The 12962-nt window shown below is 61.8% G+C and carries 13 protein-coding genes; 9 read left to right on the top strand and 4 right to left on the bottom strand.

The genetic code is table 11. The annotated features are described in order from the left end of the window. The first annotated feature begins 542 nt into the window (after nucleotides 1–542). The 9 genes from urtE to ureG all read left to right on the top strand — a co-directional run bounded on the left by urtE (nucleotide 543) and on the right by ureG (nucleotide 8455). Complete coding sequence (urtE, locus tag PQR40_RS17605) at nucleotides 543–1235, top strand: urea ABC transporter ATP-binding subunit UrtE (protein ID WP_408237557.1); 693 nt, start codon at nucleotides 543–545, stop codon at nucleotides 1233–1235. 167 nt (nucleotides 1236–1402) lie between these two features. Further along, complete coding sequence (locus PQR40_RS17600) at nucleotides 1403–2284, top strand: urease accessory protein UreD (RefSeq protein ID WP_408509488.1); 882 nt, start codon at nucleotides 1403–1405, stop codon at nucleotides 2282–2284. A gap of 767 nt (nucleotides 2285–3051) precedes the next feature. After that, nucleotides 3052–3855, top strand: a complete 804-nt coding sequence (locus tag PQR40_RS17595) for a transporter substrate-binding domain-containing protein (protein WP_408509487.1) — start codon at nucleotides 3052–3054, stop codon at nucleotides 3853–3855. A 163-nt stretch (nucleotides 3856–4018) separates the two neighbouring features. Then, a complete protein-coding gene (gene ureA / locus PQR40_RS17590) occupies nucleotides 4019–4321 on the top strand; it encodes an urease subunit gamma (RefSeq protein WP_408509499.1) in 303 nt (100 codons plus the stop codon). Nucleotides 4322–4329: 8 nt separating this feature from the next. Beyond that, complete coding sequence (locus PQR40_RS17585) at nucleotides 4330–4635, top strand: urease subunit beta (RefSeq protein ID WP_408509486.1); 306 nt, start codon at nucleotides 4330–4332, stop codon at nucleotides 4633–4635. 53 nt (nucleotides 4636–4688) lie between these two features. Further along, on the top strand, nucleotides 4689–6395 hold the full coding sequence (ureC, locus tag PQR40_RS17580; protein ID WP_408509485.1) for an urease subunit alpha: 1707 nt from the start codon (nucleotides 4689–4691) through the stop codon (nucleotides 6393–6395). A gap of 3 nt (nucleotides 6396–6398) precedes the next feature. Next, complete coding sequence (gene ureE / locus PQR40_RS17575) at nucleotides 6399–7124, top strand: urease accessory protein UreE (RefSeq protein ID WP_408509484.1); 726 nt, start codon at nucleotides 6399–6401, stop codon at nucleotides 7122–7124. Further along, a complete protein-coding gene (locus PQR40_RS17570) occupies nucleotides 7111–7791 on the top strand; it encodes an urease accessory protein UreF (RefSeq protein ID WP_408509498.1) in 681 nt (226 codons plus the stop codon). Before ureE ends, PQR40_RS17570 begins: the two co-directional genes overlap by 14 nt. A 10-nt stretch (nucleotides 7792–7801) precedes the next feature. After that, nucleotides 7802–8455, top strand: a complete 654-nt coding sequence (gene ureG, locus PQR40_RS17565) for an urease accessory protein UreG (protein ID WP_408237345.1) — start codon at nucleotides 7802–7804, stop codon at nucleotides 8453–8455. Nucleotides 8456–8459: 4 nt separating this feature from the next. Here ureG and PQR40_RS17560 read toward each other — a convergent pair whose 3' ends face one another. The 4 genes from PQR40_RS17560 to waaC form a co-directional block, all read right to left on the bottom strand. Next, entirely contained in the window at nucleotides 8460–9209 is a 750-nt protein-coding gene (locus tag PQR40_RS17560; protein ID WP_408509483.1) for a Fic family protein, read from the bottom strand. A 128-nt stretch (nucleotides 9210–9337) separates the two neighbouring features. Further along, nucleotides 9338–10654, bottom strand: coding sequence for a lipid IV(A) 3-deoxy-D-manno-octulosonic acid transferase (waaA, locus tag PQR40_RS17555; RefSeq protein WP_408509482.1), 1317 nt, complete (start codon nucleotides 10652–10654; stop codon nucleotides 9338–9340). A 76-nt stretch (nucleotides 10655–10730) separates the two neighbouring features. Next, nucleotides 10731–11615: a Kdo hydroxylase KdoO gene (kdoO, locus tag PQR40_RS17550; protein WP_408237336.1), complete on the bottom strand. Its 885-nt coding sequence runs from the start codon at nucleotides 11613–11615 to the stop codon at nucleotides 10731–10733. A gap of 53 nt (nucleotides 11616–11668) precedes the next feature. Then, nucleotides 11669–12670, bottom strand: a complete 1002-nt coding sequence (gene waaC / locus PQR40_RS17545; protein ID WP_408237333.1) for a lipopolysaccharide heptosyltransferase I — start codon at nucleotides 12668–12670, stop codon at nucleotides 11669–11671. Between the last annotated feature and the right edge of the window lie 292 nt (nucleotides 12671–12962).

Raw genomic sequence — 12962 nt, 5'->3', positions numbered from 1 at the left:
GGTTGAGGGTCGTGGGGTCGTGGGTTTCGCATCAATTTGGAGTCTGATCGCTTGATGGAGTGTTTAACCACCGGATGTAGCGACGGCGAGCCAATGTGAATTGAATAGCGGAAGTACCGGTGAATCAGTCGACAGGAGGCACCGGGTGAACCGGAGTGAATGCTGAATGAAGGGGGCGACAGCGGGCACGGGTGCCAAGGAGTGGACGCCGAATGAACCGATGGTTGTATGAAGCCATCTTCGGCGCGCGCAGCGCCGCCGGAAGCATGACTGCCTTGTCACTAACGCCGAATGTGCGAGAACACAGATTCCAGATGCACCACTGCCCCTTCCAAGCCAGGGGACCCGCTTAAGAATTAGCGGTTTGAGCCGCTTTCTTTTGCCTACTTTTCTTTGCAGCAGGCAAAGAAAAGTAGGTGCCTGCCCCGCACAGGGGCGACGCTAATAAACCAATAAGAATTCAAGGAAAGGCCAACGCCGTAGGCAACCAGACAAGACGCGCCGAGCAGGCAAAAAACCAAAGCTTCAAAGGAACATCAAAAATGCTAGAAGTTGAAAACCTGAACCAGTACTACGGCGGCAGCCACATCCTCAGAGATGTGAAACTCACCGTGCCTGACGGCAAGCTCACCGTGCTGCTGGGCCGCAACGGCGTAGGCAAAACAACGCTACTCCGATGCCTGATGGGCGTCGTCCAGACGAAAAGCGGCTCGATCGCCTGGCGCGGCGCACCGATCACCAAACTGCCGACTTACTCGCGCGTGGAGAAAGGTCTCGCCTACGTCCCGCAAGGCCGCGACATTTTCCCTCGGCTGACCGTCGAAGAAAACCTCCTGGTCGGCGCGGCCAGCAAGAAAGCCCCGAAGAAGATCCCGGACCGCATCTACGAACTATTCCCAGTCCTGAAAGATATGCGGAGCCGCCGCGGCGGCGACCTCTCCGGCGGTCAGCAACAACAGCTCGCGATCGGTCGCGCGCTGATGAGCGATCCGCAATTGCTGATCCTCGATGAACCCACCGAAGGCATCCAACCATCGATCATTCAGGACATCGGCCGCACGCTGCGTCAGTTGGTCGAAGAAATGGGCATGACCGTGCTGCTCGTCGAACAGTATTACGACTTCGCCAAAGAGATCGCCGATCGGTATTGGGTGATGAGCCGTGGCGAAATCGTCGCGGGCGGCGAAGGGGTCAATATGGATACGGATGGCGTACGGGCACTGATCGCAGTCTGACGCGTATCGAACACGCGTCAGCATAGCTAACCAGCGTGCTATTCTCGCCGCATCCGGTGGCAACGCGGCTTGTCGTTGCCTAACGCGTGCAGGCACGCTACACACTAGCGCGTCTGTTACTGCGTCCTACCGTGCCCACCCGCTCATTCATTCGCACGTCCATTCGTATGTCGCTTCACGAAAACCACGCCGCCCTTGCCACCGCGCAACCCACCGCACACTCGCAATGGCGTGCGCGCCTCGAACTCGGCTTCGTCAAGGAGGGCGAGCGGACCACGCTCAAGCATCGGCTGCATGACGGGCCGTTGCGCGTGCAACGGCCACTCTATCCGGAAGGCAATGCGATCTGTCATGCGGTCATCGTGCATCCACCGGGCGGGATCGCGGGCGGCGATTATCTCGACATCGACGTTGCAGTGGGCGACAGTGCGCATGCCGTGATTACTACGCCCGGGGCGACCAAGTGGTACAAGTCCAACGGCCGTGCTGCACGGCAGAGTATTGCGGTACGCGTCGGCCCTCGGGCGAAGCTCGACTGGCTGCCGCAGAACAATATCGTTTTCGATCACGCCAATGCGATGCTGGATTTTTCGCTGACGCTTGGCGAAGGCGCTACCGCGATTGGCTGGGATGCGACTCAACTCGGGCGTCAAGCGGCCGGCGAACGGTGGTCGGCCGGTCATTTGCGCGCAGTGTCGCGGATCATTGGCGCAAATGGCGAGGCGCTGTGGCTCGAACGCGCGAGCCACAGCGCAGAAGATCCATTGCGGGATGCGGCGCAAGGGCTCGCCGGGTTTCCCGCTTATGGGACGCTGTGGGCCGTGGGAGCAGCCTGCAATGATGCACTCGCTGAAGCGCTTACTGCCCAGTTGCCGTTTGATGATTCGTTGCGGGCGGCAGCCTCCTGTGTCACCGAGGGCGTTTTGCTTGTGCGGGCGGTTTCACGGTCCATGGAAACGCTGCAGCGAGCTTTGACTCAGTGCTGGCTCCAGTTGAGGCCGGTTGTGCACGGGGTCGAGGCGGTGCCTTTGAGGATATGGTCAACGTAACGCTCGCGGCGAACGGGCCTTTTGTCTAGTGCGCAAACTCGCTCCCCGGTGGCTGCAAACGGGCGCGTTCCCCAACATGTAGTGATGAATCGTAGTACGTCATGTGGGAGTGCGTCTGCAATTCGGGGTGTTCCGCCAGGAGTTCATTCGGGCTCTTTTCATTGTGCGACAGCGACGCAGCGTGAGGCCAGCGGTGAAGCATTCCCCTTGGCGCTGCGCTTTCAGATGGCGGTAAATCAGCAGAGACAGGCGTTCTCGCAGACATAATTGACTCTACATTGCTCTGAGCATCCTGCGCATACGCCAGGTGAGCCATAACGCTCTCCCCAAAGAACCAAAGCATTCCGGCAAAAATCAGCGTGTTCTTATTCATTCTCACAGACAAGACTGAAGTTATTGGCACGAGAAACGATGCGCAATCGGCGAACATTTAGGTATAGGACTCTTCCGATTTACGTCACGAACCATCGTTCAGTGCCAACTGGCCGTGAACCTTTGTCACGAGCCGGAAGTTCTGCGTGACGCCGGCGAGCGGCACACAGGTTCGCGTCGAGCACCATGAAGGCATCCGCGACCTTTCACCTTCGTAAGACCGCGCTCGCACCAACCTGGATCGCGCCAACGCATCAATTTGGTGCATTCCCACCTGGCCATCCCCGCCAGCCCATGCTGCACCTGCATGGCACATACCTTGCGTCGAACTCCCCCACGATGCTGCCGCGTCCTGACGGCAGCCGACCGCTTCTCGCTACCACCGCTCACACAACATGACCCGATCGACCCTTCGCCCCGCGCGTCGCGCCTGGCTCGCCGCATTGCTGCTCTCGCCCGTCCTCGCAATCAATGCGCCCGCCGCCCACGCGGATACGCTCGATAACATCGCCAAAGCCGGTGTACTGAAAGTCGCCGTGCCGGAAGACTATCCGCCGTTCGGTTCGGTCGGCGCCGATATGAAGCCGCAAGGCTATGACATCGATACCGCCGCTATGCTCGCGAAGTCGATGAACGTGAAGCTCGAACTCGTGCCGGTCAATAGCGCGAACCGCATTCCGTATCTGCAAACGGGTAAGGTCGATCTGGTGATCTCGTCGCTCGGCAAGACGCCCGAGCGCGACAAGGTCATTGATTTTTCGACGGCCTATGCGCCGTACTATCAGGGCGTGTTCGGTCCCGCCGACATCAAGGTCACCGGCCCCGCCGATCTCACCGGCAAGACGGTCGGCGCCACGCGCGGCGCGCTCGAAGAAATCGGTCTCACGCAAATGGCGCCGAACGCCACCATCAAGCGCTTCGAAGATAACAATGCGACCATCGCGGCGTTCCTCTCGGGTCAGGTCCAGTTGATCGCAGCCGGCAATATCGTCGCCGCCGCGATTCTCGCCAAGAATCCGCCGCGTCGTCCGGAACCGAAGTTCGTCATCAAGAATTCGCCGTGCTTCGTCGGTATGAACAAGAACGAAGGACGCCTGCAACAGAAAGTGAATGCCGCCATTGCCCAAGCCAAACAGGACGGCACGCTCAACACGATGTCGAAAAAGTGGTTCGGCGCACCGCTGCCGGCCGATCTGTAAGCGCGTCGTTAGCTGAACTTGGTACCGTGGCTGGCTTATCCGGCATTGCACTCGTCGTGGACTCATCCCGTGCGCAGCACGCGATCGCGGCCACGACGCGCAGCGCCTATCATTGTCGCAGCCGGCCCAGCTCGGGACCGGCGCAACCCTACGCAACCATTCGATGAAGCTGACACCTCGCGAGAAGGACAAGCTGCTGATCTTCACCGCCGCGCTGCTCGCCGAACGGCGCCGCGCCCGCGGCCTCAAACTGAATTACCCGGAAGCGATCGCTTTTATCAGCGCCGCGCTGATGGAAGCGGCCCGTGACGGCAAAACCGTCGCCGAGGTCATGCACTACGGCACTACGCTCCTCACGCGCGCCGATGTGATGGAAGGCGTGCCGGAAATGATCCCCGACGTCCAGGTCGAAGCCACGTTCCCCGACGGCACCAAGCTCGTCACCGTTCACCACCCGATCCCGTAAGGCGGCCCATGATTCCCGGCGAACTCCTCATCGACGACGGTGAACACGAACTCAATGCGGGCCGCGACACCGTCACGGTGGTCGTGTCGAATACCGGCGACCGTCCGGTACAGATCGGCTCGCACTATCACTTCTACGAAGTGAACGAGGCGCTGTCGTTCGATCGCGAAGCGGCACGCGGCTTCCGCCTGAACATTGCGGCGGGCACTGCCGTGCGCTTCGAGCCTGGCCAGGAGCGCACCGTCGAACTGGTCGAACTGGCGGGTGACCGCGTCGTCTACGGCTTCAACGGCAAGGTAATGGGCAAGCTCTGACGCCCCTTCGGGCGCTCGCGCTGACCACCCTGCTCATTTCCGGACCCACACACATGACATTACGCATTGGCCGCCGCGCGTACGCGGAGATGTTCGGCCCCACGACCGGCGACCGCGTACGCCTCGCCGACACCGAACTGCTGATCGAAGTCGAACGCGACTTCACGACCTACGGCGAAGAAGTGAAATTCGGCGGCGGCAAAGTGATTCGCGACGGCATGGGCCAGTCGCAACGCGTACATGCCGACGTCGTCGATACGGTCGTGACGAATGCGGTGATTCTCGATCACTGGGGCATCGTCAAGGCCGACATCGGCATCAAGAACGGCCGCATTGCCGCGATCGGCAAAGCGGGCAATCCCGACATCCAGCCGAACGTGACGATCGCGATTGGCGCGTCTACCGAAGTGGTCGCCGGCGAAGGCCTGATCGTGACCGCAGGTGGCATTGATACGCACATCCACTTCATCAGCCCGCAGCAGATTGAAGAAGCGCTCGCGAGTGGCGTGACGACGATGCTCGGCGGTGGCACGGGTCCGGCAACGGGCACGAATGCGACGACTTGCACGCCGGGTCCGTGGCATCTCGAACGCATGCTGCAAGCGGCCGATGGTTATCCGATGAATCTCGGCTTTCTGGGCAAAGGCAACGTGAGCCTGCCGCAACCGGCGCTCGAACAGATTGCCGCGGGTGCGATCGGCCTGAAGCTGCATGAAGACTGGGGCACGACGCCGGCTGCAATCGACAATTGCCTCTCCGTCGCTGACGACACCGACACGCAGGTCGCGATCCACACGGATACCTTGAACGAAGCCGGTTTTGTCGAAGCGACGGTAGCCGCGTTCAAGGGCCGCACAATCCACACGTATCACACGGAAGGCGCAGGCGGCGGCCACGCACCGGACATCATCAAGGTCTGCGGTGAAGCGAACGTGCTGCCCTCCTCTACGAATCCGACGCGTCCGTACACCGTCAATACACTCGAAGAACATCTCGACATGCTGATGGTGTGTCACCACCTGGACCCGTCGATTGCGGAAGATATCGCGTTTGCCGAGTCGCGTATCCGTCGCGAGACCATTGCTGCCGAAGACATCCTGCACGACCTCGGCGCGTTGTCGATGCTGTCGTCGGATTCGCAGGCAATGGGGCGCGTGGGCGAAGTGATCATCCGCACGTGGCAAACCGCGCACAAGATGAAGGTGCAACGCGGCGCGCTGCCTGAAGACAACGCCCGGCACGACAACTTCCGCGCGAAGCGTTACATCGCCAAGTACACGATCAATCCGGCCATCACGCATGGTATCTCGCATGAAGTCGGCTCGATCGAACCCGGCAAGTGGGCCGATCTGGTGTTCTGGGAGCCGGCGTTTTTCGGCATCAAGCCCTCGCTGATTCTGAAGGGCGGCATGATCGCGATGGCGCAGATGGGCGACCCGAACGCGTCGATCCCCACGCCGCAACCGGTCCACTATCGCGAGATGTTCGCAACACGTGGCGGTGCACTGGGACGCACTTCCCTGACCTTCGTCTCGCAGATGGCCGCGGATGCGGGCGTCGGTGAACGCTATGGTCTGAATAAGCGTATCGTGGCCGTGAAGAACTGCCGCAAGATCACCAAGGCAGACATGATTCACAACGCGTGGCGCCCGGCGATCAGCGTCGATCCGGAAACCTATCAGGTGATCGCCGACGGTCAGTTGCTGACCTGCGAACCGGCCACTGTGCTGCCCATGGCGCAACGCTACTTTCTGTTCTAAACCATGCGCACTATCAACAAACTGATTGCGCCGCATCTGAAGCTCGCGCCCGTGCTGGTGAAGCGCGCGCCGACCTTGACGCTTGCTTTCGACGAGCGTCGCAAGAGCCGTCTCGCGGCAACGCTCGATAACGGCGAGGAAGTCGCGCTGCTGCTGCCGCGCGGCACTGTGCTGCGCGACGGCGATGTTCTGGTCGCCGACGATGGCGGTCTGGTGCGCGTGGTCGCCGCGCCCGAAACGGTGCTGGTTGTCCGCGCGAAAGACGCGTTGACGCTGACACGTGCCGCGTATCACCTCGGTAATCGTCACACGCCGGTCGAAGTCGGCACAGATTATCTGAAGCTCGAATACGACCCGGTGCTGGCCGATATGCTGAAGCGCATCGGCGCCAGCGTGGATCAGGTGTCGATGCCGTTCCAGCCGGAATCCGGTGCGTACGGCGGCGGTCACAAGCATGGTCACGATGAGACCTTCGCGGAAGACTACGCGTTAGCGCAGCAGGTATTCGGCGAGCATCATGGGGGTGAGCATTCGCACGATCATGCCGATGGTCACTCGCACGAGCACGGACATGACCACTCGGATCATGAGCACGGTCATAGCCACGCGCAGGGTCACGCGCATGAGCATGACCACGGCAACGACCACGCGCACGATCACAAAGACGACGATCATGTCCACGACGAATCGTGCGGCCACGGGCATCACCACCACCATGCGCATCGCTGAACTCACAGCGCTGCTGCATCTTGCGTCACCGGCACTCCCGATCGGCGCGTTCAGCTACTCGCAGGGTCTCGAAGCCGCGATCGAAGCGCAACTCATCACCGACGCTGATTCCGCGCGGGAGTGGATCGCGAGCGGTTTAACCGATGTGCTCGCGCGCGGCGAACTGCCGTTTCTCGCACATCAGATGGAACGCTGGCGTGCGCATGATGCAGACGGCTTGCGAGAGGCGAACAGCGAGTTCCTGGCAAGCCGCGAGTCGGCGGAGTTAAGGCGCGAGACGGAACAGATGGGTTGGTCGTTGCGACAGTTGTGCGTCTCGCTGGAATGGGGCGACGCAGAACGGCGCACGACGCTGGGATCGCTCAAGCCCCTGGCCCAACCCACGGCTTTCGCCTTCGCCGCATACGCACACGATGCAGCACCTGACGCCGCCCTCGCCGCCTACGCCTTTAGCTGGGTGGAAAACCAGGCCGCCGCCGCGTTGAAGGCGGTGCCGCTCGGCCAACTCGCCGGCCAGCGCATCATCGTCGCCTTGCGCGAGCCAATCGACGCCGCCGTCACGCGAGCGTTGGCCACTTCACCCGAAGACATCAACACCTTCGCGCCGCAATTGGGCATTCTGTCGGCGCGTCACGAGTCGCAGTATTCGCGGCTCTTCCGCTCATAAAAAGACCATCATGAACGCACCCCATCACCCCGCTCATCCGCCTGTCCGTACGAAGAAGCTGCCGCCGCTGCGCGTGGGCGTCGGCGGCCCGGTCGGCTCGGGCAAGACCACGCTGCTCGAAATGCTGTGCAAGGCGATGCGCGAGCAGTACGACCTCGTCGCGATCACTAACGACATCTATACAAAGGAAGATCAGCGTTTGCTGACCGTGGCGGGCGCGTTGCCGGCCGAACGGATCATGGGTGTCGAAACGGGCGGCTGCCCGCACACGGCGATTCGCGAAGACGCGTCGATCAACCTCGAAGCAGTAGACCGCATGCTAACGCGCTTTCCCGATGCGGATATCGTGTTCATCGAGTCGGGCGGCGACAACCTGGCGGCGACCTTCAGCCCGGAATTGTCGGACCTGACGATCTACGTGATCGACGTGGCAGGCGGCGAAAAGATTCCGCGCAAAGGCGGCCCAGGCATTACGAAATCGGATCTGCTGGTGATCAACAAGACCGATCTCGCGCCAATGGTCGGCGCGAATCTGGAGGTGATGGCGTCGGACGCGAAGAAGATGCGCGGCGAGCGGCCCTTCGTGATGTCCAATCTGAAGGCGCTCGACGGACTGGATGTGGTGGTGAAGTTTATCGAGAAGAAGGGGTTGCTGAAGGTTTAAAGTCTTACTCGCCCGGATGGCATTCAAGCAGAAATGCCATCATCTCCGTCGCGTCTTTCGACAGATAAAATCGCACCATCTTCTCGTTGAAATCGCCAGCGCGCTGCGCCGGTACACTGATCGCGTCGATACCATTCGACATCAATATGCCGTTCATCATGAAGCGTGACGTGCGTTTGTTGCCGTCGAAGAAGAACTGCTGCAACGCGCCGAACAGGAAGAAAGCGCAACCCCGTTCAAATGCACTTGAAACCTGATCGGTCAGCGCACGCGTGCCAGTGGCAAAAACCCGGTTGAGTTCAGGGGCGCCAGGCAAGGTCGGTAGCGGTGTGTGCCGCCCTGCTTCACCTAACGCAACATCAGGCGTGTATCGCGTTTCCTCTCCTTCGCCGCGGAACATACCCCACTCGAGAGCCTCATTGCGCGCAACAAGGCGATGCAGGTCGCAAAACGTCGTTTTATCGAGCGCAAACCGGCCGTTCTGCACGATAGCAAGCAGATGTTTCGAACTTTCCGCGAGATTCAGAACCTGTTCCTGATCAGAAATCTTCCGTCCACCAACCGTTACACCGTCGAGCAGCGTCTTTACCTCAGGAAACGTAAACGGATTGCCTTCGAGCACGCTCGCATCCCACACGAATTCCGGCAGCATCCGATGAAAGCGAAAACACGCCCGTTTAATCGAATGGATCGGCAAGTCTTGCGGGATCGCGGCGCGATCCCATTGAAAGCCGAGGTCGGTGAAAAGCGTCATGGTAGATTGGAAAAAAGGCAGTTTGGATCACAGGGCCATCAACGCTTAAGCCCGGTGTTGGCAGAATATACGATTTATCAGCACGCGAAGCGATAACGCGAGCACCACCTTAGCGCCGCTCGAATCCCTCACTCCGGCAGCAACGCCATCAATACATCGACAGTCCGTGCCGTCGCGCCGCGATGGCGCGCGGCGAACGCCGAGGCCGCACCGCTCATCGCCAGCCGCCTTGCCTTGTCGCCGAAGAGCTCGCGAAGCGCCCGTGCCAGATCAGCCGGATCCTGCACCTGCACCGCCGCACCCGCCGCGACCGCGTCTGCGGTGGCCTGCGTAAAGTTGAACACATGCGGCCCGATCAGCACCGGCACGCCGACCGCACAGGCCTCAATCAGATTCTGCCCGCCCAGCGGCAGCAAACTCCCACCGATAAACGCCAGATCCGAGGCGGCATAGTAAGCGCCCAACTCGCCCATCGAATCACCGAGCAGCACGTTCACGTCGGAAGACAGAGCGGACGCACCGCCGCCTGCAGTTGAAGCTGCAGCCGATGCCACCGTAGCAGCAGGCGCCCACGTCGAACGCCGCTCGAGATGCAAGCCGGCCTTCTCGACCAACGCCGCCACTTCGTTAAACCGTTGTGGATGACGTGGAACCAGGATCAGCAACGCATCGTCGATGCCCAACGCCGCGAACGCCTGCAGCACCAGTTCCTCTTCGCCTTCGCGCGTACTTGCGGCGACCCACACAGGCCGCGTGCCGATCGCCGCACGCCATGCATGACCACGCGCCGCCAGTTCCGGCGGCGTGCTCATATCGAACTTCAGATTGCCGAGCACTGCGGCGTTCCGCGCGCCGAGCGCAGTAAGCCGCTCCGCATCCGACGGACTCTGCGCCAGCACCCGCGCGAATCCACCGAACACGTCCCTGGTCGCATTGCCGAACTTCGCCGCGCGCTTGTAGGAACGTGCCGACATCCGCGCATTGGTCAGCACCAGCGGCACATCCGCGCGACGGCATTCGTCGATCAGCGTCGGCCACACTTCGGTTTCCATCACCAGACCGAGCGACGGCCGCCACGTCCGCAAAAACCGCCGCACCGCATGCGGCATGTCGTACGGCAGATAGCTGCGCAATACACGGTCGCCGAAAATCTGCTCGCCGGTGGCGCGGCCACTCGGCGTCATATGCGTCAAAAGAATTCGCGCGTCGGGACGCGCCTTGATCAGCGCGTCGATCAGCGGTTGCGCGGCACGCGTCTCGCCCACCGACACCGCATGCACCCAGATCAACGGCGCGTTATCTTCCGGCAACCGGCCACGCGAGTAACCAAAACGCTCGGCGATATGCTCGCGATAGCCACGCTCCTTGCGCGAACGGATCAGCAAACGCAGCACGGCAACCGGTGCGACGATCCACCAGAGCGCGTTATAAATCACCCTCAGCATCGGGACTCCGCACGCCCGCGCGCGAATCCGAATGCAAGCGCGCGTTTCACCGCGCGATCGAAACAGACAGCGGCGCTCAAACGAGAGCCCTGCCCTTCAGGCGCTCGAGAATGCCGAGCGGTGCGCAGTCCGGCTGCGCCATCGCCTTGACCGGCAGGAAGAAGGTCTGCTCCAGCATGAACTGGCCGGACATCACCGCATGCGAAGTCTGGTCGGAGAAACACACCCAGACGCTACCCGGCGGAAACGGCATGGTCTCCTGCTGGCTCGACTTCTGATACTCGAGGTCGGCCTTCATGCCGTCGTGCAGATTGAGCATCAAATGGTCGTATTCGCTGCGCGGCGACTTGGTGACGTGCAGCAGGTTCAGCAGCCACGCGGAGCCCGGCATCTGCGGTTTGATGCGCGGCAAGAAGCGCTTGGCCATATCCTCGAATGGTTCGCCGACGCGCCACACACGCGGTGCGCCATGCGGATTCACATTGGTGAACACGCGCAGAATGCGCTCGCCGTAATTCGGCCGCGACGGGAAGGCATCGACATGCAGACGGCTATCGTCCTTACGCCAGGACGTCTCGCGCCCTTCCACCTGATGCAGCCGCAGGCTCGTTGGCGCGACGCGCAACTTGCTGTTGTATTCGGGAAAGAGTCCGTCAACCAGCGTGCGCGCATTGGCCTGATAACGCGCGATCAACGCGCGCACCGCCGATTGCGTGACCGCGTCGCCGGCCACGCCGTGCAAGGCACCGCCGTTCGGCTCCAGACTGATGTTCTTGCGGCTCGGATCGGCCAGTGCGGGATCGAGCAAGGCCTGTTCGCCGCCTTCGATCGCAAAGCGCAGATTCGGGAAATACAGCACTTTGCCGCGTTCGACGCCGGCCAGCAGCATCTCGCGCGGCACGGACAGATTGCTTCCGTGCCAGTCAGCGTTCGCTACTTCGATGATCTGGGTTTCGTTCATGGTCGCCCTTGAAAACGGATGGAGCGTAAGGCGAAGCACGCCGCGTCACAACACTACAGCAGGCCGAAACCGGCCAGTGCGGACTTGACTTCCTGCAACGTGGGCAGCTTGCCGGCCGTGCCGAGATTGACGACATTCGGCGACCAGTAGCCGCCGGTACGCCACGCAGTGGCGAAATTGTACAACTCGACTGTCGGCCGCTTCAGCGCCGCGGCAATGTGAACTAGACCTGTGTCAACCCCGACTGTCGCGACGGCGCCTTCGATCAGGCCGACCACCGCCGGCAACGACAGCTTGGGCGGCACGATGGCCGCGGCGCCGAATTCCTTCGCCAGGCGTTCGCTGGTGACGCGCTCTGCCTCGCTACCCCACGGCAGCACGATCGACGCGCCGCGCCGCACCAGAGACTGACCGAGTTCGATCCACGCGGTATCGGGCCACTGCTTATCGGCGCGCGAGGTGGCGTGCACGAACACCACATAAGGCACTGGCAGGTTCAGATTGGCCTCCGACAAAGCCAGCGCCGCGCGCCCGGTGTCGATGCCGAAGTCGATTTCGTCGGTGGGTTGCGGCTGCGGGTCGTCCAGCGCTGCGGCCACCAGTTGGCGCGTGCGCTCGACCACATGGGTACGCGGCTCGATCGGCACCCGCTTGTCGTAGAAGAAGCGCACCGGCCATTCGAAACCGGCGCCGTCGGTACGGTTCGCGAGGCCGACCAGCGGTCCGCGCGCCATGCTCGCGACCCACGCAGTCTTGATGAGCCCCTGGCAGTCGATCACGAGGTCGTAGTTCTCGGCGGCGAGCGCGCGGCGAAACGCGCCGATCTCGCGCCAGTTGTCGATGGACAGGATGCGCTTGCGCCAGCGCCGCAGCGACACGGGAATCGCCCGCCGCACGCCGCTGACGAGCTCCACGAGCCCCACGAAGCTTTCCTCGACGAGCCAGTCGATCTGGGCGTCGGGATGGCGGCGTCGGATGTCGGCGATCGCCGGCATGTTGTGAACGACGTCGCCTAAAGACGACACCCTCACGATCAGTATCTTTTGCACGCTCAAGTGTGGGAAAACCGGCTATCCGGCCCGAAGTGCGTTAAGAGAGCCCCCAAACCTGCCGCTACGCGCCAGGCCCCCCGAGGGGGGTGAGAAAACTTGGGACGGCCCGGCGTTTTAGTAAAAGCGCCCCCAAACCTGCCGCTACGCGCCAGGCCCCCCCGAGGGGGGTGAGAAAACTTGGGACGGCCCGGCGTTTTCTCACGAGGACCGCAATTCTAGCGCGACACGGGTAAATGGCATGAAAAAACGCGGCGCGGTAAGTGGAACCCGCGCCGCGTTCGACAGCAGCCGCAGC

The sequence above is a fragment of the Paraburkholderia sediminicola genome (genome assembly GCF_046026855.1).
GTDB classification, from domain to species: domain Bacteria; phylum Pseudomonadota; class Gammaproteobacteria; order Burkholderiales; family Burkholderiaceae; genus Paraburkholderia; species Paraburkholderia sediminicola_A.
This window is presented reverse-complemented; position numbering and strand designations above follow the sequence as displayed.